The sequence below is a fragment of the Herpetosiphon geysericola genome (assembly GCF_001306135.1).
GTDB classification, from domain to species: Bacteria; Chloroflexota; Chloroflexia; order Chloroflexales; family Herpetosiphonaceae; genus Herpetosiphon; species Herpetosiphon geysericola.
The window spans coordinates 497400-521116 of sequence record NZ_LGKP01000025.1 but is presented as its reverse complement, the minus strand read 5'-3'; the positions used below and the strand labels follow the sequence as shown (position 1 = coordinate 521116).

The window sequence follows — 23717 nt, the reverse complement described above, 5'->3', positions numbered from 1 at the left end:
CAACCTAAGCGCTTTTGCTTAATATGCAACTTGCTATAGATGGAGAATTTCTATGAGTTCGCCAACCACTACTCCGCGCCGTCGGCATGTGCTTGATCTTGATGATTGGAGTGCCGACGAACTACGCAGCTTGTTGACCATCGCCACCCAGATGAAAGACATCTTGGAGCGCCCAGTCAAGCAAGTGCCAACGTTGCGCGGCAAAATTGTGGTCAATATGTTTTGGGAAGATAGCACCCGCACCCGCTCATCGTTTGAGCTAGCAGCCAAAGCGCTTTCGGCCAATGTGCTGAGCCTTGGAGCCAAGGATACCAGCGTCAAAAAAGGCGAATCATTGGTTGATACGGTGCGCACGGTGCAAGCGCTAGGCGCCGATTATATTGTAATGCGCCATGGCCAAAGTGGCGCGCCCTACTTGGTGGCCCAGCATTTCCGTGGCTCGGTGATTAATGGCGGCGATGGTCGCCACGCCCATCCATCCCAAGCCTTGCTCGACCTCTTCACCATGCACGAAAGGCTGGGCGAGCTGGCCGATAAAAAAGTCGTGATTGTTGGCGATATTTTACATAGCCGCGTGGCGCGCTCCAATTTGTGGGCACTCACCACAATGGGCGCAAAAGTCGTGGTTTGTGGCCCGCCAACTCTAATTGGCCCAGCCAAATATTGGCAAAGCACCTGGCCCAAGGTCGAAATTTCGCATAGCCTCGACCACGCCGCCGAAGGCGCTGATGTGCTGATGGCCTTGCGTTTGCAGCACGAACGCATGGAAGGTGGCTTGCTGCCATCGTTGCGAGAATATAGCCGCCGCTTTGGTTTGAATGCGACTCGCGTCGCCAGCGCCAACTCCAACGTGATTGTGATGCACCCAGGCCCGATGAACGAAGGCGTTGAAATTATGCCCGACGTAGCGACCGGCCCACACTCAGTCATTGAAACCCAAATTACTAACGGCGTAGCCATGCGCATGGCCTTATTCTACTACCTTGCCACTGGCAGCGAGCAGGTTTAGGTTATCAAGCAGCCGTAAATACGCTTCTTTGCGGCTGCTGTTTTTGGGGGCATAACCGCAATGAGCCAAAATCTTTGGCAGCGTGATGAGTTGATCATTGTGCTCAATCTTTATTACCAAATCCCCTTTGGTAAGATGCATGCCAAAAATCCCCAAATTATCGAGCTAGCACAGCTGATTGGGCGTACTCCAGGAGCAGTTGCACGCAAACTAGGAAATTTCGCCAGCCTTGATCCCAAAGAACAACAACGTGGAATTACTGGTTCAAGCCATGGAAGTAAAGCTGATGAGCTGGTGTGGAATGAGTTCTATAATAATTGGGAAGCCTTGGCCTTGGAAAGTGAACAATTGTTGGCAAGCTTGCAGCCAGAAACAATAGCGCCTGCAACAAGTTTATTTGAGTTGCCAATTATTGAAGGTTTAGAGCGTGCGCAACTTCGTCGTGTGCGCATGAATCAGCACTTTTTCCGTAAAATAGTCCTCGCTGCCTATGATCAGCGTTGTTGCATTACTGGCTTAAATATTCCTAGTTTGCTGAATACGAGCCACATTGTGCCCTGGGCACATGCTGCTGAGCAACGAGTTAATCCGCACAATGGACTTTGCTTAAATGCATTACACGATCGAGCTTTTGATCGCGGTTTGATCACCATTACTCCTGACTATCGCATTCAGGTCGCCGCAACCCTCATCAAATCCTCAGCTAATTCGGCTACAAACGATCTATTATTGGCCTACGATCAACGGCAGATCAAACTGCCTGCGCGGTTTCAGCCTGATCCAGCCTTTTTGCGCTACCACAATCAGCATATTTTCCAAGGCTAGGATTGTTTAATGGGAGAGCGTGATTATGACTATGCGCCAACAATTAGCCCAGCAATATGGCACCAGCAATAATCTTCAAGCCCGCATTGCGATTCACGAGCGATTCAGCACCAACCAACAAGATTGGGTCGATTGGCTGTGGGAAACCATGCAATTGCCCAAGCAAGGGCGAGTGTTGGAGCTTGGCGGCGGCACTGGGCGCTTATGGCACGAGCAGCGCAACCATTTAGGCCAGTTGCAAATTAGCTTTAGCGATCATTCGCTGGGCATGTTGCACACGGCCAAAGCTCAGCTTAGCGCGCTTGATAAGCTTAATTTCAGCCAAATCGATGCCCATTATTTGCCATTTGCCGACGCTTCGTTTGATGTGGTAATTGCCAATCATATGCTCTATCACATTGCCGACCAAGTCTTGGCCTTGGCCGAAATTCGGCGCGTACTCAAGCCAAATGGCACATTTTTTGCCGCTACCAACGGCAACCAACATATGCACGAAATTAAAGAGCTGATTCAAGCGGTCGATCCTAGCGCCGATGTTACGCCATTTAGCTTAAGTTTTACCCTCGAAAATGGGGCAGAATTATTACAAACCCAATTTGCTCAGGTCGAGAGAATCGATTTTGATAATAATTTGGCCGTAACCGAAGTCGAGCCAATTGTGGAGTATGTGCGCTCAACCCAACGCCTAAGCGAGGAATCATTGGATCTATGTCGCGAGTTGGTCAGCGAGCAATTAGCTGCCAACCAAGGCCTGTTTCCAATTCAAAAAGCAGTTGGTTTATTTGTCTGTCGTTAAATTAAGAACGCAGTGATCGCTAAACGATCACTGCGCTTTCGCACGCGCCATTGCGTACCCCCAATCAGGCTTGTTCGCGGCGTGGAACCAAGCTCAACAAGGCTTTGGAACGCAAGCCAAGCAAGGCCGAAATCACACAGGCCAAGCCGCCAATCCCAGTTGCGATTGGCGTGCCCCAATGTTCGGCCACAAAGCCTGCCTGCAAACTACCAACCAAGCCCAAACCAACTAAGGTCATCACATAAAAGCCCATCACTCGCCCGCGCAAGCTATCGACAGCGGTCGTTTGCAGAATGGTGTTGGCGGTTGCCAAAAAGCTGACCATCGAAAAGCCAGTGAAGGTCATAATTGGCAAGGCCAGCCAAAACGAGCGATTGAGCGCCAGCAAACAAATACCTACGCCAAAGCCCAAGGCGCCATTCAGCAATAACTTGCGGCGATCAGTTTGGGCATTAGTACGCGCAACCCGCAGCGCTGCCAACAAAGCTCCAATCCCATTCGCCACCATCATCGCGCCCAAACGGGCCGAGCCTTCAGGAATCAGTGGAGTAACCAAGATTTGGTCGGCAAAAATTGGCAACAACGAGGTATAGCCAAAGCCCAAAATACTTGGCACCAACACAAGCACTAAAATGATCCGAATGAGTGGTGTTTGCAAGGCGTAACGCGCACCATCCATAAAATCATTAACCGATGAGCTATTGCTTTTGCGCGGCGCTGGCGCAATCAAGCCTGTCATCATCGTTAAGCCAATCAGCACTGCGATAAAGCTCAAGCCATTGAGCAAAAAGGCCCAAGCCAAGCCCACAGCGCTCACCAACATCGCCGCAACAGCTGGGCCAATCGCCCGTGCGCCATTGAAAATCGAGGCATTTAGGCCAATCGCATTCATCAGATCATCACGATTGCCAATCATTTCTGAGGTGAAGGCTTGACGAGCTGGCATATCGACTGCATTAACCATCCCATTGACCAAGGCTAAAGCCAACACATGCCAATAGACCACGCTATCGCTGAAGGTCAACATTGCCAAGGTCAAGGATGAAATCATGGCCGCCATTTGAGCCCAAAACACCACCCAGCGCTTGGAATAGCGATCAACCAAAACCCCAGTGAAGGGCGAGAGCAACAAAACTGGCAAGGCGGTGAACGCAGCAACCGTGCCCATGGCAAATGCCGAGCCAGTTATTTGGTAGACCAACCATTGCAAGGCTAGCGATTGCATCCACGAGCCAATCAGCGAAATCAGTTGGCCAAACCAAAAGAGCCGAAAATTGCGGTGGTTTAGCGCCCGAAACATATACGGCCATTGCCGTGGAAGATGTAAGCTTTGAGCTAAAGTTCGTTTTTCAAGCATCTGCACGATTCCTGTCTAAGCAGCAATAGGATAATCATATCACGATATGCTAATTTTTGCATACAACTAAGGAATGACTATCGTCCCATTGTTCCTATTCAGGGACTAGCCATGCTCAAACCCATGGATGCAATAATGCAGCCATAGGTTTAAGCAAGCAGTGGCATGCTGCTCAAAAAAGTGCTGAATACGAGGGTGAGATGAAGTGCAGAGAGGTGAGAAAACGCTTTAGGCTTCGCGGCGGGTAAGCCAGAATACACCTAAGCCAACCACAAAACTGGCAATAGCCTTGCCGAAATCACCAAGCGGCATATCGCCACGCATCACCGGTACCCCAAGCGCTGCGCCCATCCATGGAAACCAGGCAGGCAGCACCAGCAGACGCTTGATCCGATCGGAGAAACGTTCGTGAGTACGAATCCACTGGACAGTTGCTAACCAGCCAATCAATGCCACTACTAAAAGAACGATGATAAAACTGCTTGATGAAGCCATGGGCTACCCTTCATGAATCTTGACAATAATCGTATTACCTATTGTAACAAAGGCTTGAGCAAAAAATGTTGGCTAATCGTCCTGTTTTGGTGAGAAGTTGGTTAATCCTTCAGGGGTACTCAATGATCCACGAAGGACACGAAGGAACACGAAGTTGCAACCGCGAAGGACGCGAAGCGCGCGAAGACTTTTTTAGCCACAGATTGCCCAGATTATTTTTGATTAGATTCTTCTTAGCCACGAATTCCACGAATGCTCATCCTTCATCCTTCATCCTTTCGTAACTCTGCGCCGCTGCGCTACAATCTCATCCACGAATGGCACGACGTTGAAACCACGAAGAACGCGAAGCACACGAAGGTTGTTTTTGCCACAGATTTGTTTGATCATGGTCTCCTAAACCAAGGCCACTAATCTCAAACCCTATGTTCTATGTTCTTTGCTCTATGTTCTGCTATTGCCTTCATCCCTCATAATTCATCTTTCGGTATTCTGCGTTAACATCTCTAGCCCTGATCCCCGACCTCAAGCTTCCGACCCCCAACCTCCAACCCCCAATTGTTGGCATTTGGTAATCCAGCGCGGCTGATTTTGGCTTGCAAGCGTAGTACAATAGAGCAATTCATGGCTTGTAGTGTAGTGAGGTAGGGCAATGGCAATTTTGGGCATTGATATTGGTGGCTCAGGCATCAAAGGGGCAATTGTTGATGTCGCCCAAGGCACGATGATTAGCGAACGCTTGCGGATTAGCACGCCCCAACCAGCAACCCCCGAGGCTGTAGCCCAAACGGTGCAGCAATTAGTTCAACAAGTAAATTGGTATGGCCCAATTGGCTGTACCTTTCCTGCAATTGTCAAAAATGGGTATACGCTCAGTGCTGCTAATGTTGACCAAACCTGGGTTGGCGCCAATGCCGATCAGCTGTTCGAGCAAGCAACTGGCTGCCAATTTCATATGCTCAACGATGCTGATGCAGCGGGCTTGGCCGAAATGAAATATGGCGCTGGCAAGGATCAACATGGGGTTGTGATGATGCTGACCTTTGGCACTGGCATTGGCAGCGCCTTGTTTGTCCAAGGCTTGTTGGTACCCAACACCGAGCTTGGCCATTTGGAAATTCGCGGCAAAGACGCTGAACATCGAGCCTCGGATCGGGTGCGCGAAGAAAAAGGTTGGGATTGGCCAAAATGGGCCGAGAAAGTCAACGAAGTTTTGGCCCGCATCGAAGCCTTATTCTCGCCCGACTTGTTGATTATGGGGGGTGGCGTGAGCAAACGCTTCGATAAATTTGGCCAATTTTTGCAAACCAAGGCGCCATTGGTTCCTGCTATGCTGCAAAACAACGCTGGCATTATCGGCGCCGCCTTGGCCGCGAGCGAACTCTTTGAGCAAGGCCATCATATTCCTAACGCTCACTAGCTTTTGAATACCGTTACAGCTTTGAGGATTCTATGTCGACGCTTGCTTTATTTAGTAGCTTGGCTCAAACGTTGCTGGCAACCACACCCTTCGAGCAACGCCTGCAACATTGTTTTGGCATGTTGGCTGATAGCTATCCTCAGCTCGATTTACGCTTAACCTTATTCAATGAGCCAGATGCCCGCCCACAAGTTGTGTTGCCGTTGCACCGCACTAGCGCCGTGTGGGATAACACCCGGATGCTGCAAGTGGTGCGGCGGCGCCAACCAGTTGTGATTGATCAGCATACTGCGCCAGCTTTGCCACCCAGCCCATTTACCACCAGCTCAATCGTTGCCAGCGAATGGCAAGCAGATATGCAATGCTATTTGGGGCTGCCAGTGCAGTGGGAAGGCCGCTTGTGGGGCGTGTTGGAGGCGCGCCGCAATGGCACATTTAGCGCCAGCGAACGCACCTTATTGAGCAATTTGTTGCCCCTGCTCGCTACCGCAATCGGCGAATCACACTGGGGCCGACCGATTCATCCCACCAGCAGCGAACAGCAACTTGATGTGCGAGCATTAACCCACGATTTAGAGATTGCGCCCGATGTGATTAGCCTGTTAACGACACTTTTGCAGCGAGCCATCCACGGCGTGAAGGCCAGCGCTGGCGCCATCAATCTGGTCGATCGCGAGCATGGCGAATATCAACTCGTCGCATCGCAGGGGTATCCTGCTGCATCAGGCATTAGTGAGCGAGCCTCGTGGCCATGGAATGTTGGCGTAGTTGGGCGGGTAGCCCGCACAGGCAAAGCAGCATTATTAACCGATATTGCCCACGATAGCGAGTGGCAGCTTTCAACCCCCGATGTTCGCGCCGAAATTGTTGTGCCAGTGCGCGTCGAGGGCGAAGCCTGGGCCGTGCTTGTGCTTTCGACCAATCGCGAGCCACTGTTTACCACCCGCGATCTGTATTTTATTCAAGCGTTGGCCGACGTTGCGGCGCGGCCATTACAACGCGCTACCAGCTATAGCGAATTGCTCGAAGCCCGCATGCAATTGCAACAAACCTTGGCTAGTTTGCCCTTGGGATTGGCCTTGACCGATAGCGAAGGCCGGATTTTGCGCACCAATCCTGCTTGGTATCAGCTTTGGCAAATTGAGCAACCAGCCGATGAAACTGCGCTGTATTTGCCATGGGATATTCTGCCCTTGCTGCTAAAGCGACTTTCACACCCATTGGAATTGACCGATTTCTTTGCAGAATGCCAAGCCCACCCCGATGAAACCCTCGAATTGGCTTTGCGCTTGAGCGAGCCACTGCAAGATTTGAAATTACGCTCAACGCCAGTCAAAGATGCCCAACATCAAATTACTGGCCGTTTGGTCGTAATTGAAGATGTGACCCGCGAACGCGAAATCGACAAGATGAAAAACGAATTTGTCTCGGTGGTATCGCATGAATTGCGCACCCCGCTAACCTCAATTTTGGGCTATACCGAGTTGCTGCTTGCCCGTGAATTTAAGCCTATTGAGCGCCAAGAGTTTATCCAAACCGTGTACGATCAAGCCAATCAACTCTCAAAAATGGTCGATGATTTGCTCAATCTTTCGCGCTTGGATGCAGGCCAAATCAAACTTAATCGCTGGGTCGTCTCGCTGCACCAAATTATTCGCGAAATTACCAAACAACTCAACGAAACGATTTCCGAAAAGCATCGTTTGTTAATCGATATTCCCGAAGGTATTCCGCCGATCTTTGCAGATAAAGATAAAGTGCGCCAGATTTTGACCAATCTACTCTCGAACGCGATCAAATATTCGCCCAATGGCGGCCAAGTGGCGCTGATTGTGCGCGAATTGCGCAAAGTGCCGCCTGGTGCGCCGCCGCTGCCCAACGAGCGCTCGGTCATTATCGCTGTGCGCGACCAAGGCATGGGCATTTCCGAGGATGATTTACCCAAGCTGTTCACGCGCTTTTTCCGCGTTGATAACTCGACCACCCGTAAAATTGGCGGCACAGGCCTTGGTTTATCGATCACCAAAGCCTTGATCGAATTGCATGGCGGGCGCATTTGGGCCACTAGCACGCTTGGCCGTGGCACAACCTTCTGGGTAACCTTGCCTATTGCCACCGAACTAGCCCGCCGAGGATGAGTTTCGCCGTGGATGAGTTTAACCACGAAGGACACGAAGAACCACGAACCCAAACTTCGTGTCCTTCGTGGTTAAAAATAAATGCCCTATGAAGCCACAACTACTTGTGGCTCGGCATGAGCTTCGCTATACGTGACAGTTTGTGGGTCGCGCACTGCAAACCGCAAAATCAGCCACGTCAGCAAACCGCCAGCAGCAGCCAGCGCAAAGGTATAGCTATAACCAGCAGTATCAGCCAGCCAACCGCCAATTAAGGGCGCAACTAAGGTTGCCGGAGCAACCAAGGTATTGGCCAAGCCAATATAGCTTGGGCGCTCGGCGAGGCTGCCAAATTCCAAGGTCATGGACATAGTTATCGTCCACAAAGCTACATTCGCCATGCCAGCCAGCGCAAAAATTAGATAAAACCACCCCAAGGCTGGAGCTAACCAAGCACTCAAACCAGCAGCTAAGGCCAACAGTGCGCCTACTTCCATCACCCGCCGATAGCCAATTCGATCGCCGAGCCAGCCCATAATTGGGTTAGCGATGGTTTGGGTAATCAAATAGATCGCGGTCATAATTCCAGCAGTTTGGTCATCCAACTCAAAGCGTTTTACCGCGTAGACCGTAAAAAACGCCGTTGCCATCAAACCAAGCTGCGAGATAATGCGCGCCGCCAGAAACCAGCGAAAATTGTGGTCGCGTTTGAGAATAGTGGCAATGCTGGCCCAAAAATCACGTTGGCTGCCATGAGTATGTTCTGGCTCGCGGCTTGGCTCTTTGGTTGTCGCCAAAAACGACCACGAGATAACCATCGCAATGCCCGAAATGCCAAAACACAGCGCAAAATCAAATGGTGAGGGCAGTTTATCCAAAATAATGCCCGACCCAACTGCGCCGATGCTCGCCAAAAGATTGGCGGCGGCAGATTGCACGCCAAAGAATGTGCCGCGCCAACGGGGTGGCATAATTTTGCCAATCATGGTTTGCCAAGCGGTCGCTGTTAAGCCGCCACCCAAGCCTTGCCAGATTAATAAACTATAGGCCAACCAGAGCGCCAATTCGCGGCCTAAATCAGCAGCAAACCAAGCAATTAAGCCCAAGCCAAAAAAGGGCAGGCGCTCGTTAATCGTCATGAGCAGCACCATTGGCTTATAGCGCCGTAACGAAGCCACGCGCCGCGCCGTCAATAATTGAGGTAACTGCCAACCAACTGAGCGTATCGCCAAAACTAAACCAAGTAAGAGCGCCGAATCGGTCAAGGTATGCATAAACAATGGAATAACCGTCACAAACGAGGCAATGCCAGTTGCGGCCCCAAAAAATGCGCCATCGGCAACATTAACCACCACATTATGCCGGAGGTGCGCGTCAATTTCCTGCTGCTCCATAACCTGCCTAGCTGCTTTGCAAAAACGATGATAGATCAATGCATTATATGGATTCCGAGAACGTTTCCATCGGTCTCATGCAGGAGTTATAATTCCGCACAAATGTTCACAATTGAGATGACGTATGCTATGATGAGGCTGATTGATTTTGTGCCGAGGTACACGATGGAAGCACTAACAATTATCAAAAGTTTGGTGGCTTATAACGCAGATTTTGATCAACGGATTTGGCAAAGCATTGAGGGCTTGAGCAACGAACAATTTTGCGCCGATTACCCTTATTCGCATGGCTCATTGCGCAACCATTTGGTGCATGTTGCCAGCGTCGAACGGGCTTGGATCACTGGCTTGCAATCTGGCCAGCGTCCTCCCCACCTCGATCCCTTGGAATATACGACGATTGATGCTGTGCGCAACGTGTTTAATGAGATGCGTGGCAACGTAATCAGCTATGTCGATCAGCTGCGTGATGAGCAATTGGCTGAGATTTTGCCGGGGATTAATTTGGCCCGGTGGCAGGTTTTAATCCAAATTACTAATCATGCTACTGACCATCGGGTCCAAATCTTGCGTATCTTGCACGATTATGGCCAAAAAACCTTTGACCAAGATATTGTGAATCATTTTTGGGGACGTTAATTCGTGGTATGCTAACCAACGTTCTCAGCCTTTAAACGCATAGAGGAGGCCACGTTGGGCACGCGAATTGCAAGCGCTTTGGTATTAGCTCCGGTCGTGTTGATCATTGTGTGGTTAGGTGGTTGGTGGACAACCGCGCTGATCGCCATCGCCGTGGTCATCGGCATCTATGAAATTCAACGGATTTTGCGAGCTGGTGGCTATCATCCACGCTTGCCATTAGCGATTGGCCTTGGCGTGGCCTTTGTCGCGGCAGCAGTTGGCCAACCACGTACCAGCGTCAATTTAACTGGCGCGGTTGTGGCGCTTGGCGCAATGGCTAGTTTGATCTATGAAATTAGTCGCAAGGATCGCACGGGCGCGCTCGATGCGTGGGCAACCAGTTTGGGCAGCGCAATTTATGCAGGAGCCATGCTCAGCCACTTCGTCTTGCTCCGCGCTGATCCAAGCCCAACCCTGAGTGGCGGCCCACTAAGCTCATTCAACATCGAAACCGGCGCTGCTTGGATCTATGCAACCTTTGCCGTAACCTGGGCCTCGGATACCGGCGCGTATTTTGCAGGCCGCGCTTTTGGCAAGCACAAAATGGCACCCTTGCTTAGCCCCAAGAAAACTTGGGAAGGCTTTGTTGGTGGCACAATCGCCTCAATTGCTGCTGGCATTGGGATTGTAGCGCTCTTAGGCATGCCATTGACCTTAGTTCAAGCGATTATTCTGGGCGTAATTGGCGCTGGCGGCGGCACGCTGGGCGATTTGGCCGAATCGTTGTTAAAGCGCCAAGCAGGAGTCAAAGATTCGGGCAACCTCATTCCAGGCCATGGCGGCTTGCTCGATCGAGTCGATTCGCTGCTGTTTACCGCACCGTTGGTCTACTACCTGCTGGCTGCTTGGCTCTAACAACTTGGCTGAGCAACTACTCTGAAAACCCTGTTCCAAATATGGAGCAGGGTTTTTTAATCAAAATATTGCATTTTATCCGTAGCTCTGCAACATATTTGTGCTAACCAAGGCTATTCATTGAGCCAAATTATGCAATGATTAAGCATGTAATGTATAGCTCAAGGACGTTGGATAAGGCTGATTTTATTAGGCCCAGCCTAGGTGAAAACTACTAGCTATGATCAGGTAGAAACCTCGACATAATGTTTTACACCTTTAATCCACAGCTTATTCACGTAGTTATCCACAAGCAGCTATGGTATAATGCAAAGACGAAGCGGGAGCCAGCAAAACGGGCTTTTTTACCTCAAATTCTGAGTAAACTACATGCTCCCTTGACACACCAAGCTGAGAATAAGCGCTTTCTCTACCATAGCGATGGCCTAAAAACCACCTTTCGTGCTTCATTTGTGTAAAGCATTTTCTGCTTTTTTACCGCCAATCTATGGGCGGCTTTCGCTATGGGCAACCCTAGCTATAGAAGAGGTTTGTTATGAAAGATTTTGTCCATCTTCACGTTCACTCGGAGTATAGCTTGCTTGATGGTTATGCCACAACCAAAGCCATCGCCGAACGTGCCGCTGAACTTCAGATGGATAGCATCGCCATAACCGACCACGGCGTGATGTATGGCGCGATGGAGTTTTATGCCAACGCCAAAAAAGCCAACGTCAAGCCAATTATTGGCATGGAAGCTTATATCGCCCCCAACTCGAATAAAGATCCGATGGTGAAGGGCGGTAAAAATTATTATCACCTGCTGCTAATCGCCCAAAATGAGGTTGGCTATCGCAATTTGGTGAAATTGACCTCGCGCTCGCATCTCGATGGCATGGGTAAAGGTATTTTCGCTCGCCCACGCATCGATCGCCAGTTGCTTGAACAATATCATGAAGGGTTAATCGTTACCTCGTCGTGTATCGCTGGCGAAGTTATTCAAAACGTCCAATCGAAGCAACGTCAAAAAGCTGTTGAAACAGTGGCTTGGTTCCGCGATTTATTTGGGCCTGAAAATTATTTCATCGAATTGCAACTGCACAATAATACCCCTGAGTTGGTGGAAATTAACGAGGAACTGGTGCGCATCGCCAACGAGATGCATGTGCCATTGGTTGCAACCAACGACACCCACTTTGTGCGCCGCGAAGACCTTGAAGCCCACTCACGGGTGATGGCGATGGGCTTTAACCTCACGCTGCAAGAGTTGTGCTCGAAAAATTATCAAATGGATGAAACCTACCACATTATGTCTGGCGACGAAATGTGGGATCGCTATAAGATTTATGGCACTGCGCCAATGGAAAACACTCGCCGCATCGCCGATATGTGCAATTTGAAATTGGATTTTGGGCGGGTCGAGTTGCCCGAGTTTGATATTCCCGAGGGTCACGATGCTGCTTCCTATTTGCGCCTGATTTGCGAAGAAGGCTTGATCAAACGTTGCAATGGCAATCCCAGTGAAGAATATGTGCAACGGCTGAGCTACGAGCTTGACGTGATCAACCAAACGGGCTTTCCCGATTATATGTTGATCGTTTGGGATTATGTCAAATTTGCCCGCTCGAATGGGATTCCCTGTCTGCCACGGGGTTCTGCTGGCGCGTCGTTGGTTCTCTACTGTTTGGGCATTACCGACGTTGATCCGGTACAAAACAAGCTGCTATTCGAGCGCTTTCTCTCGCCCGAACGCTTGGAAATGCCCGATATTGACACCGACTTTGCCGATGCGCGGCGGGGCGAGATTCTCGATTATATTGCGACCAAATATGGCCGCGAGAATGTGGCCCAAATTATCACTTATGGTACGCTGGGCGCCAAAGCAGCGCTGCGCGATATGGGCCGCGTACTCGATATTCCACTGAGCGAGGTCGATCGGGTTGCTAAATTAATCCCAACCTTGCCCGTGGGCATGACGATTGCCAAATCGCTCGATAAAGTGCCTGAACTCAAGCAAATTTATGATACCGACCCCAAATTGCGCGAGTTGATGGATTGGGCGCAAAAGGTTGAGGGCCGGATGAAGAGTGTCGGCACCCATGCCTGTGGGGTCGTCGTTAGTCGCCATCCGCTTGAAAATATGGTGCCCTTGCAACGCACCACCAAAGACGAACATGGCGTGATGGCTGCTTTTGAAGGGCCAACCCTCGCCAAAATGGGCTTGCTCAAAATGGATATTTTGGGCTTGACCAACCTTTCGGTGGCCGCCGAAGCCTTGCAACTGATCGAGCAAACCACTGGCAAAACCATGTGGCTCTCGGATATTCCGCTGGAAGATAAGAAAACTTTCGAGGCCTTGGGCCGTGGCGAAACGGTCGATGTGTTCCAGCTCGAATCGGCGGGCATGACTCGTTACCTAGTGCAACTCAAGCCAACGCGGGTTGATGATTTGTACGGTATGGTGGCGCTGTATCGGCCAGGCCCGCTGGAACAAATTCCAGTGTATATTCACAACAAAAATAATCCCCACGCGATCAAATATATTCACCCAATTCTCAAGCCAATTCTTGAGGATACCTATGGGGTTATCGTTTATCAAGAACAAATTATGCAATTGCTCCAGGCAGTTGCCGAATATACGCTTGGTGAAGCCTATATTGTGATCAAAGCCATCAGTAAGAAGAACAAAGAGTTGATGGCCGAAAACTCGGTGCGTTTCAAAGAGGGTTGTATTCGCAAAGGATTGACCCAAGCTCAAGCAGACGAATTGTGGGAACTGATTCTGCCATTCGCTGGCTATTCGTTCAACCGTCCGCACTCGACGCTGTATGGCTTGCTGTCGTATCAGACTGCTTGGCTCAAAAATAATTATCCAACCGAATATATGACCGCCACCCTTTCGGCAGCTTCTGGCGAAATCGACGAAGTTGCCAAGAGCGTTGCCGAAGCCTCGCGCTTGGGCGTGGCCGTCTCGCCGCCCGATGTCAACAGCAGCAAAGAAGGTTTTACGATTGTTGAAATCAATGGAACCTTGCCGGAGGGCATCAAATACAATCGTGGGATTCGCTTTGGGCTAAGTGCAATTCGCAACGTTGGGATTGGCCCAATTCAAGCAATTTTGAAAGTGCGCGATGAAAGCGGCCCCTTCAGCAGCATCGAAGATTTTTGTGCGCGGGTTGATCGCGGGGTGCTCAACAAGCGAGTAATGGAAAGTTTGATCAAATGTGGGGCAATGGATTCGTTGCCGGGCACGCGCCACCAGAAACTTGCGATTCTTGATCGGGCGATTAGTGCTGGCCATGAAACCCAAAAAGCCCGTGAAGCAGGCCAAAATAGCCTCTTTGATATGCTTGGCGGCGGCGAACAATCGATCACCCCAACCATTGCGCCAATTCCTTTTCCGCCGATTAGCGGCGGACTCGAAATGCAGCGCGAATTGCTCAACTGGGAAAAAGAACTCTTGGGCATGTATATTTCTGAGCATCCAATGGCCCAAGCCTTGGAGAATGCGCCGCCCGATCCTGGCCGCATCAGCCTTGGCATGATCGGTAAAAAACACATTGGCACAGCGATACGTTTGATTGGGATGATCAACAATACCAAGCGCATTCAAACCAAAAAAGGCGATTCAATGATGGTGGGCAAGGTCGAGGATTTAGAAGGTGAAATCGAATTTGTGGCCTTCCCCCGCACCTTGGAGCAATATACTGAATTCTTGGTTGATGATGCAATTGTGCAAATTACTGCCAAAGTCGATAATCGCCGCGACGAAATCCAATTGATGATTGAATCGGTGAGTGCCTTCAATGTTGAGCAAAAAAGTGCCAGCAAGCCAGCTACACCAAGCGTAGCAGTTCGACGCTCAGTTAGCGCAATCGACGAACTGCCCGCCTATCTTGATGATGGCGCACCACTGCCAGAGGAAGCCTTCAATGATGATGTCTATGTTGAGGTACGTCCAGCGATGAGCACTGCAAGCGTTTCTGCACCGACCAATGGCAATGGCTATGCTGCCAGCAATGGACACACGAACGGCAATGGACACAGTAATAGCAATGGTCATTATGCCAATGGCAACGGTAATGGCAACGGTAATAGCCAAAGTGAAGCCGCAGCTTCAGCGGCGGTTACAATTGTGCCACGGCCTCGGCGCAAAGTAAGCGTCGCGCCAGCAGCCAGCCATGAAGATACGAGTAGCGTTGCGATTGCCAGCGGGCCACGCTTCCATTTGCACATCTATTTGCCGCGATCAGGCAACAACGAAACCGATATACGGCGCATGCAAGAGATCGATCGGGTGTTGCGTGGCTACGAGGGCGATCAGCCTATTACGATCTATCTGCCCAACCCCATGGGCCAAGTGATGTTAGAACCAAGCTATCGGATCAACCCACAAGAGGGCTTGCTCAGCAACCTCTACTCAATGCTTGGCCAAGAGAGCGCCGTCCTCGAACAACTTTAAAAACCAAGCAATTACATTGGTTTGGAGGATTGAATGGGTGTTTATCATTTTATGGGCGTGGGACGTTCGGTTGGAGCAGTAACCTGTGCAGTTGATTATATTGAAAAAGCTCTGCAAATGAGCACCAAACCCAATCCACCAGAATCAATCCAACGTTTATTAAAAAATAGTGGTGGGATTAATCATTCAGAAAAAAACGCAGGCTCTATTGAAGCATTAGTTTTGTTTTCCAGCCCCGAAGTCGTTGAACGCAAATTGGCTGCATTTGACTATATCGGCAATGCGTCGCCTTGTGATGTTCGCACTGAGATTGAACAAGCATTAGTAAAAATATGGAAAAGTTTTGATCCTAAGGAAAAACGTAAAGTATATTGGTGTAAGCTAAATATCAATAATTTCCAAGAATGTCTCCAACGGGTTATACGAGTTACATATCATTTTTCAGCTCCTAATCGACAAGGTAAAGAAATTTGGTGTAATCTTACTGGAGGAGCAAATGTAATAAACTTAGCATTAATGTCAATGGCTCAACTTACAAATAAATCAAGTAAACAGTATATTATTACTCAAGGTAAAGAATACGAGAAATTCATTAATGTTCCGAATGCTATAGCAATGAATCCTAACATTGATAGTTATTTCAATGTATTTCCATTTATACAAACATCTATAGATCAAATTAATGTATATAAAATATTAGAATTATTAAAAGAAAATCCACTAACAACAAATGATTTATATTCGAGATATAAAAATTTTAATGATAACCTCGACTTAAGATCGTTTACACAAGTACATATGACTAAAATTTATGGACAAGGATATACAAATCGAGATCGTCAAACAGATATTAACAGCATTACACGTGAAGGCTTAGATTTTTTAGAACAAATGGATAATCTTATTATTGACTGCCATATGCCGAGTCTTTATGATGATCCTAATTTTGATGAAGATTCCAAAACTTGGCTTGATCAATCAACTATATAAGCAAAGATATGCAACAGGGCGATCACGATTGATCGCCCTATTTTGTATTTAACCTTGCTAAGGTGTAGGAGCAGGCGTGCGCGTTGGTTCTGGCACACGGGTCGGCGTGCGAGTTGGTTCTGGCACACGGGTTGGCGTTGCGGTGCGGGTTGCCAATGGCGTGCGGGTTGCTGTCCGTGTCGCTTCTGGCGTGCGGGTTGCCAATGGCGTGCGGGTTGCTGTGCGCGTTGCTTCTGGCGTGCGGGTTGCGGTGCGGGTTGCTTCTGGCGTGCGGGTTACGATTGGCGTTGGATAGGGACTGCGCGGCGTTGGCTTCGGTGTACGGGTAATTGGCAAAAGGGTTGGCTTCGGTGTGCGCGTAACAAAGGCAATTGGCGCAGTTATTGGCGCAGGATAGACACCTTCGATAGGGCCACTTTTACCGCTGGCTTGGCTCAAACCTGCAAACATAAACATGATCACAAGGCCAGCGACCAAGATTTTGAAACGCCATTCGGTGGTTGGGTTGGCTGACATGGACGGCTCCTTCTAAGGCTATTCTGCTAGGTAAAATAGAAATAAATAGCGTTTCACTATGGCCTATCGCTAGACGATTCAGTCGAGCTTGGAAAGGTTTTCACGTCATCCTAAATCGAAATAATCCAGCTTTTTATCAAGATCCATAATTGAATTTCGAATGGGTGAGACGCTGCAAAGCTCAATGTTGTAACCCATTGGCGACATAGGCACTCCATAGGGAAAGCAAATCACTGAACTAAGGCTACGGCTTAATCAGCAAACTGCCTATAGCCCGAAAGGTATATTCCATCGGTATTTGAAAACAATCCACACCTTGATACTACTCCTATATCAAACAAGGACTGGCACACATAATCGCGCCTATCAATGGCTGACAACTGGGAGATAAACCTGCCAAAATTGGCTTTGTTGGCTCAAAAACAGGCTATTGGCACTATTCCAATGCTTGGCGAGGTAGCTCTGGGCTGGTGGATTGGTATGAAAATAATCATCATGACCACAATCAAAAATATCGCGAATGCTATGTTCAGGGCAGGCTATAACTAATGCCGGATACGATGGTGCATCAGAGTAGCACATAATGTCCCATTCATCGGTACAATGCCAACTGCTGCTTGTATTCGGGGCATTGGGCTGAACGCCACCAATCATATGCATATGTTCGTGGGCAACCACCCGCGCATTCCAACAGCCTGCATCAATCCGGGCGTAGGCAACAGTATGATTATTAGCATTGGCGCTACTTGCCTGGGTATCATGCTGCACGGTGGCAATGCCACAGTAATAACGAGCCTCAACAAACATCAAATATTTGCGATCAGCGCGATTAAACCCTTGGGCGGCAACGGCGGCAATCGTTGAGCCAAAATCGTTATCGGCACTAGGCGCAATCACCACATGTTGCACATCAATTTGGCACGCGTGATCGAGTTGCCAACGAATATGACGTTGACCACCAGTTAGTTGCGCACTTTGGTTATAAATACTATCCACGCCTAATAACTGCTTTCGCAAGACTGGCGCGATAATTGAGCTATTGTCTTGGGTATCGCTAGCTCGAACGTACAATACTTGCGTTCGATAGTGGTTGGTACCATCATCAAGGCAAGATTGGGATGATTGACCTATTGACACATGTATTTGATTGTTAGGATACATTAAATCATCAGCCCAACTTTTGGGCAATTGTGGCTCCACAGGATCGGGGCCGTGGGTACATAAATTGGTGGTTTGAACTCGAAACATACCACCACATTGGCCGCTTGTTTCCCATACCAAATTTGTATAATAAAGATTCTGCCATGGCTGATCGATAAAGCGCTTAGGTGGCGCACTTGGGCTTGCTTGTAAAGCTGTTGGGAGCAGCCAAATTGGCATTATGAGGATCATTAAACGGGCAATTAAACGCTGCATACATGCCTCCATTTGTTAAACTCTACGCCTGTTAGAGCCACAAGTTGGGCAAGTTTGGCAGGTACTAGGCAAAAAATCACCCTAAAAGCCTAACACCGCCATGAATTGGCGGTGTTAAGCGAGCTATTGCTATAAGGGGGAAAGCAATAGGTCTATTGGTTAGCTTTGCGGCGGGCTTCGCCTTTGAGTTCTTCGGCTACGCCTTCTGCTTGCATTTGTTCATTGTTGAGCAAATCGCCAGCAACTTGTTTGAGGTTGCCTTTAGCTTCGTCGGCCATACCGCCGAGCCGTTCGGCTGCTTTAGCGGCCTCTTGACGGGCTTCGCCTTTGAGTTCGGTTGCGCGGCCTTCGGCCTGCATTTGTTCGTTATCTAAAGCATCGCCAAGACGTTCTTTAGCATCGCCATATACTTCTTCAGCTTTACCTTTAATCCGTTCGCCTAAGTTACCCATTGCTAACTCCTTTGTTATCATTACTAACTACTATCAGGCTTTCATATGTTTGAATAAAAGCAAATGCTGTGCCACGATTATTTAGCTAGGATTACGAGTAAGCATAACCATACGCGAGCCAGCAGTCACGGCGATCAATAGGCCAATGAAAAACAGTCGTACTGGCCATCGGCGCCGAATAGTGCCAGGATTAAAGAACAAAAATCCACCAATTAAGGCTAGGCCCAGCCCAAGAATGACGCTAATCAGTTCCAGCACAAAGCGGCTCATGTCAATTTTGGCAGGGCGCAAAAGCTGTGGATGATGGTAGACGACGCCTTGTAGCAGCAGATCGGCTTGCTCAGCAGAGCATTGAAACATGCCCATAACTGCTTGAATTTGTTGCGAACGATCAGGCTGTTTGTTCAAAAGCTTAACAATGTGGTTCAGATCGGTAGGATTTAAGCGTGGGTAGGGTAGCACAGCTGGCAATTGAAATGCATTTGCTGCGCCAGAAGCAGTTGGATTTGGCAGCAGAGTACTCGCCAGCGTTGGGGTAGCAACTGTTGCCGCAGAAAAGTTTGGCGCTGGCGGGCTATCCCAGGCATCAGCTTGCTCCCACGGCAAAATCACCGATTCTGGCTCGATAACTTGCGCTACTGGTTGATACCCATTACGTTGCGCACGATCCAAACAATCTTGGCGTTTCTGGGGATCATCAAAGGTTTGGGCAAGCAGCCACCATGCCTCACCATGGCTGGGATTGGCACGCACAAGCGTGATCAAATGGTGTTGGGCAAGCTGATAATTATGTTGATTCAATGCCTGGTGGGCAGCCTGAAAAAGATCCATCGTCATTCTTCATTCTCTCTATGCTAATTCATTGCATTTGACCGATTAAGGATATTGCTCGAAGCGCGATTGCCATTCAACCTGATTGAAACTAATTGAATCGTGGATGCTGATCATGGGTACGGTATCGACCAATGAGGGCGTGTAGGCGGCAACGCTCAAAAATGGTTGTAGGCCTTGGCTCAAAAGTAATGCCAACAGTCGTTCTTGTTGCTCTTGGTGCAGCACTTGCAAGCCATCGAGGGGAAAAAAGCGCTGGCCATATTTGGTTTGAGCAATCAACAAAGAATAATCGTTAAGCATCAGCGCATAGCAGATTTGCAACTCGGGATCGGTCTCTACTTGCACATATTCGTTTAAATTGAACTGCAACCATTCATCACCATAGGCCAAGCGTAATAACAGGCTATCAGTGTCGGGATCATATGTGGTTTGCGGCTGGGTCATAACACACCTTCACCTACGAAAAACGCTAGTAGATCAACAAAACGAGGCTAGAGCGCCATTGTAGCATAGCCATCTTGGTTAAATGTACAAGCCCATGGCCAAAACCATGGGCTTATACCAATCAGATTAACTTAGCGAACTTTGGGCAAGACCCAGCGCTGAATCCGCCGATTGGCTTTTTCGCTCACGTAAACACTGCCATCGGGGGCGAATGCCATACCACTTGGTTGGCCTGTCGAGGCATCATCATTGCCTTGGCCACCCCAAACCAGCAACAATTGACCAGTTGCCCCATACAAGGCTACTTGGTTTTTGCTTGGAATCGCAGCCGCAACCCGACCTTGGGTATCAACCGCAATAAATGGGTCGAGGTAGGTATCGGTTTGCCAGCCAGCAACCGGCCATTGCACGCTTGGTGTTGCTTGAGGCACGCCATTCGCATCAAGCGGGAAGACCTGAATCCGGCCATTCCAGGTATCGCCAACATACAAACTGTTGTTGGCAGTACCCAAGCCAATTGGCTCGTTGAATTGGCCGATGCCTGCGCCAGCAGTGCCAACTTGGCCGAGGTAATTGCCATCGGTGTCGGTCACGACAACCCGTTTATTGCCAGTGTCGGCGATATAGACCCGCCCACCACTAACGACCAAGTTGCGTGGGCCAAAGAAGCCCAATGGATTGGCATTGTTGCCTTCGACCGTGCCACCAGTGCGCGTGAGGCGCTTGCCTGAGCCAGGTTGCAGCTCTTCGCTGCCACTGCCCCAGCTGGTAACGAAGTTACCTTGCGGATCAAACTTGGCAATTCGCGCATTCCAGGTATCAGCAACATAGACAAAGCCTTGTTCATCGACGGCTACACCTGATGGTTCGAGCAATGCGCCAGTATTGGTGCCGCTAATAATCTTGGTTTGGCTATCGGTTTGATAGATCAAAATCCGATTATTGGGTGCATCGGCGATATAGACCGAGCCATCTGGGCCGGTCGTAATACCCCGTGGTTCTGCTGGCTCGTCGCCCAACAATTGGCCTTCGGACACCAATTTGAGCGTGCTACCTGTGCCTGCAACAGCACCGCCTTCGCCAACTGGCAAGTTGGCTAAATCGCGCTTGACGAAGACCACAATCTCACGGCCACCCAAAGAAACGGTCGAGGGCAACTCGCGCGAAAGCATATATTCACGCATCGTCACCCAGTTTGATGGCCGCAATGGCCACGTCAGGATGAAAGCACCGCCGAGCGTACAATTAAACTTCGAGCGCCCATTGACATCCTGCTGGCCTTTCATGGCCGGATCACAACCATAGGCAGGATCGTAGAGTTTATCTTTGTAGCTCGATAGGCCATCGCTGCTGCTCTCAGGGAACCACCAATTATGGTAGGTATCGTAGAGCTGCACATAGCCTGCTTGTTCCATACGTTGGGTGGTATCAGCAGCCAAGTTTGATTTAGAGAAAATCGCCATTGGTGCATCGAGCATGGTTTGGTCGAGGGTGGCGATTTGGCCCTTGCTGACCCACTGAATATTCGTCCAATCGCGGAAATACCAATCGAGCGGCTGATTCAAGCCACCTTCGCGGCTTGGGCTTGACTCATCGCCTGAGCTAATCAGAATTTTCATGGTATGGCCGCCAGTTGGGTCTTCGATTGAGCGGCTGTTGCGGGTTTGGCTAATTGCCAAGCGCTCAGCTTCGCGCACAATCACTGGCATATCAGGCGCAGTTTGGGTATAGACCAAAAATTCAACTGGCACATCTGGTTGAATATAGGCTGCGACCACGCTTGAGCGCAGGCTATACAGCCCCAGCAAGGCCAAAATCCCTAAGGTGGCGCAGGCGGCAATCACCCGTAAGCGCGCTCGTTGGATCAGCATCCACAGCAACACGCCAACAATCAGCAACAAAACCACGAGCAAGAAGGCACTAACTCTGGTGCTCATTACTTGTTGGCTTGCCCCAGTCGCCGCGCCAATCGCCCCCATAATTGCAATAATTAGGGCAAAGGCGATGCTGCCCAAAGGAATTGCCAACCATGCAATGCTGCGTTTGGTTTCGGCCCAATTGGTACGATCAACGATTTTATCGAGTGCCCATGCTCCGGCCAAGACTGCTGGCAAGGTCATGTGAATCGTCAGCCAAGGCATTTTTTCGCCTGCCCACGAAAACAGGGTCAGCGCCATCAAAAACCAGTAGAACAAAAAGCCCAGCCAAATTGCTGGCACAGTTTCTTCAAACGTGGTTTCACGAATTTCGGCCTCAGCTTGGGCCATATACGAGGTTTGGCCAGCAACCACAACTGGATTTTCACCAACTGGCACGCCATCGCTGATTGGTTCAATTGTGACAACTGCTGGCTCTGCTACGGCTTCAGCAATCGTTGCGTCAGCAGCAGGCTTAGCGGTTTCCTCGCCAGCTTCATCCCAAATGCTCGAATTGGTAACGGCCTTGCGCCAGCCAATTTTGGCCAGCCAACCGCCTAAACCAACCAAGGTCAAGCTCACGGGCAATAGCTCGTAAATGCCCAATTGCATGAAATAATAGAACCATGGTTGATCGCCGCGGGCATAGGTTTGCTGGGTGCCAAACCAATAGCTTATGCCTGCAAACAAGCCATCGATAATCCCGCGTGGATAGGTGAAGAAAGTGCTAAACAGCACAATAAAGGTTACGGCAAAGGATGCAAATGCTTGCCAAAAGACCCGTTTGTTCACATAGCGCAAGCCTTGGCGGAACAACGGCGCTTCGCTCCAACGCAGGCTAACCAATTGGCCAAACAGCAGGGTTGAAAAGCCAATCAAGCCCAAGCCACCAAAATTCAATTCATTGGCAGTTTGGTTGGCAGCAGTTGGCAACGAAACATGGGGTTGGAAGATCATCAAGACCCCAGTGATTGCCATCAAAATACCTGAAGCAATCACAAATTTTTTCGAGCCAAGCGCTTCCCATAGCCAGCGCTGAGCCAAGAAGCTAATGATGATAAAGCCAATGATAAAGACCAACTCGTGGGTTGCCCAGAGCAATGCCAAACTTGCCATCGCCAAATTCAGCCAGCGGCTGCGGCCTTCTTGCCAAAAGCGGAACAAGCCGACCATCAGCCAGAAGGTAAACAGAATCGCTAAAGCATCGTGGCGGGCAAAGCGGGTGAAGTAGAGCAAGGTTGGCGAAAGCACCATCAAGCCTGCGCTGAGCAAGGCTGCACGTTTGCCAACCAAGGGCCGCAGCATCCAGCACGAAGCAACCAAGGCGATCCCAGCTACGGCCATGGGCAAACGCGCGGTCGCATCGCTTGCCCCAAACAAAAAGTAGCTCAGATAGGTGCTGAGATACAGGGTTGGGCCGTGAAAAACTGGGTTATAGCAGTAGGTATCCGAGGCAGCATTGTCGATGCCACATTGAAAACCGCCCTTGCCCATATAAAACTGCCAGCTATATTTGGCATGAATTGATTCATCGTGGTGCATCGCCATATTGCCCAATTGCCACAAGTGCATAAACACACTGAGCGCAATCAACACAAGATAGCCAATTAACTCGCTATTCAGCCAGCCAAAGGCAATCGAACGATCTAACCATGATGAACTCTGCCGACGGCGTACTTGCAGTGGCTGAGCGCGACGCAGACGCTTTTTGGTTAAGTCAGGTGTGGTCATAAGCAACAAATCATCTCGTTACAAAGTG

At 49.6% G+C, this 23717-nt stretch carries 18 protein-coding genes; 9 read left to right on the top strand and 9 right to left on the bottom strand.

Annotation, left to right across the window (positions count from 1 at the left end; all coding sequences use genetic code 11):
• The first annotated feature begins 52 nt into the window (after positions 1-52).
• From SE18_RS17895 to SE18_RS17885, 3 genes are read left to right on the top strand one after another with little or no spacing between them, the layout of a single operon-like run.
• Entirely contained in the window at positions 53-1009 is a 957-nt protein-coding gene (locus tag SE18_RS17895; RefSeq protein ID WP_054535823.1) for an aspartate carbamoyltransferase catalytic subunit, read from the top strand.
• A 60-nt stretch (positions 1010-1069) separates the two neighbouring features.
• The gene (locus SE18_RS17890; protein WP_054535822.1) at positions 1070-1834 is read left to right on the top strand and encodes an HNH endonuclease; all 765 of its coding nucleotides are present in this window, start codon (positions 1070-1072) and stop codon (positions 1832-1834) included.
• Positions 1835-1859: 25 nt separating this feature from the next.
• Entirely contained in the window at positions 1860-2630 is a 771-nt protein-coding gene (locus tag SE18_RS17885) for a class I SAM-dependent methyltransferase (protein WP_054535821.1), read from the top strand.
• 64 nt (positions 2631-2694) lie between these two features.
• Here SE18_RS17885 and SE18_RS17880 read toward each other — a convergent pair whose 3' ends face one another.
• Together SE18_RS17880 and SE18_RS17875 are read right to left on the bottom strand one after the other, a co-directional pair.
• The gene (locus tag SE18_RS17880; protein WP_054535820.1) at positions 2695-3987 is read right to left on the bottom strand and encodes an MFS transporter; all 1293 of its coding nucleotides are present in this window, start codon (positions 3985-3987) and stop codon (positions 2695-2697) included.
• 228 nt (positions 3988-4215) lie between these two features.
• Positions 4216-4482, bottom strand: coding sequence for a hypothetical protein (locus SE18_RS17875; protein WP_054535819.1), 267 nt, complete (start codon positions 4480-4482; stop codon positions 4216-4218).
• Between the two features lie 652 nt (positions 4483-5134).
• Here SE18_RS17875 and ppgK point away from each other — a divergent pair.
• Together ppgK and SE18_RS17865 are read left to right on the top strand one after the other, a co-directional pair.
• Positions 5135-5902 (top strand): polyphosphate--glucose phosphotransferase, encoded by a 768-nt coding sequence (gene ppgK, locus SE18_RS17870; protein WP_054535818.1) that lies wholly within the window; start codon positions 5135-5137, stop codon positions 5900-5902.
• A gap of 32 nt (positions 5903-5934) precedes the next feature.
• Positions 5935-8040, top strand: a complete 2106-nt coding sequence (locus SE18_RS17865; protein WP_054535817.1) for an ATP-binding protein — start codon at positions 5935-5937, stop codon at positions 8038-8040.
• An 86-nt stretch (positions 8041-8126) separates the two neighbouring features.
• On the opposite strand, the gene SE18_RS17860 is transcribed toward SE18_RS17865, so the two are convergent.
• Complete coding sequence (locus SE18_RS17860; RefSeq protein ID WP_054535816.1) at positions 8127-9413, bottom strand: MFS transporter; 1287 nt, start codon at positions 9411-9413, stop codon at positions 8127-8129.
• Positions 9414-9578: 165 nt separating this feature from the next.
• On the opposite strand from SE18_RS17860, the gene SE18_RS27570 reads away from it, so the two are divergent.
• The 4 genes from SE18_RS27570 to SE18_RS17840 all read left to right on the top strand — a co-directional run bounded on the left by SE18_RS27570 (position 9579) and on the right by SE18_RS17840 (position 16380).
• The gene (locus tag SE18_RS27570) at positions 9579-10052 is read left to right on the top strand and encodes a DinB family protein (RefSeq protein ID WP_054535815.1); all 474 of its coding nucleotides are present in this window, start codon (positions 9579-9581) and stop codon (positions 10050-10052) included.
• Between the two features lie 54 nt (positions 10053-10106).
• Positions 10107-10949 carry a phosphatidate cytidylyltransferase gene (locus SE18_RS17850; RefSeq protein ID WP_201783509.1) on the top strand — a complete coding sequence of 281 codons (843 nt, stop codon included), beginning with the start codon at positions 10107-10109 and terminating at the stop codon, positions 10947-10949.
• 535 nt (positions 10950-11484) lie between these two features.
• Entirely contained in the window at positions 11485-15390 is a 3906-nt protein-coding gene (gene dnaE / locus SE18_RS17845; RefSeq protein ID WP_054535814.1) for a DNA polymerase III subunit alpha, read from the top strand.
• A 33-nt stretch (positions 15391-15423) separates the two neighbouring features.
• On the top strand, positions 15424-16380 hold the full coding sequence (locus SE18_RS17840) for a hypothetical protein (RefSeq protein ID WP_054535813.1): 957 nt from the start codon (positions 15424-15426) through the stop codon (positions 16378-16380).
• A gap of 57 nt (positions 16381-16437) precedes the next feature.
• Here SE18_RS17840 and SE18_RS27235 read toward each other — a convergent pair whose 3' ends face one another.
• The 6 genes from SE18_RS27235 to SE18_RS17810 all read right to left on the bottom strand — a co-directional run bounded on the left by SE18_RS27235 (position 16438) and on the right by SE18_RS17810 (position 23689).
• Positions 16438-16896 (bottom strand): hypothetical protein, encoded by a 459-nt coding sequence (locus SE18_RS27235; protein WP_054535812.1) that lies wholly within the window; start codon positions 16894-16896, stop codon positions 16438-16440.
• A gap of 366 nt (positions 16897-17262) precedes the next feature.
• On the bottom strand, positions 17263-18312 hold the full coding sequence (locus SE18_RS17830) for a hypothetical protein (RefSeq protein WP_054535811.1): 1050 nt from the start codon (positions 18310-18312) through the stop codon (positions 17263-17265).
• 152 nt (positions 18313-18464) lie between these two features.
• Complete coding sequence (locus tag SE18_RS17825; protein ID WP_054535810.1) at positions 18465-18764, bottom strand: CsbD family protein; 300 nt, start codon at positions 18762-18764, stop codon at positions 18465-18467.
• 81 nt (positions 18765-18845) lie between these two features.
• Positions 18846-19595, bottom strand: a complete 750-nt coding sequence (locus SE18_RS17820) for a hypothetical protein (protein WP_054535809.1) — start codon at positions 19593-19595, stop codon at positions 18846-18848.
• A gap of 45 nt (positions 19596-19640) precedes the next feature.
• Positions 19641-20042, bottom strand: a complete 402-nt coding sequence (locus SE18_RS17815; protein ID WP_054535808.1) for a hypothetical protein — start codon at positions 20040-20042, stop codon at positions 19641-19643.
• Positions 20043-20173: 131 nt separating this feature from the next.
• On the bottom strand, positions 20174-23689 hold the full coding sequence (locus SE18_RS17810) for a flippase activity-associated protein Agl23 (protein ID WP_054535807.1): 3516 nt from the start codon (positions 23687-23689) through the stop codon (positions 20174-20176).
• Positions 23690-23717: the final 28 nt, after the last annotated feature.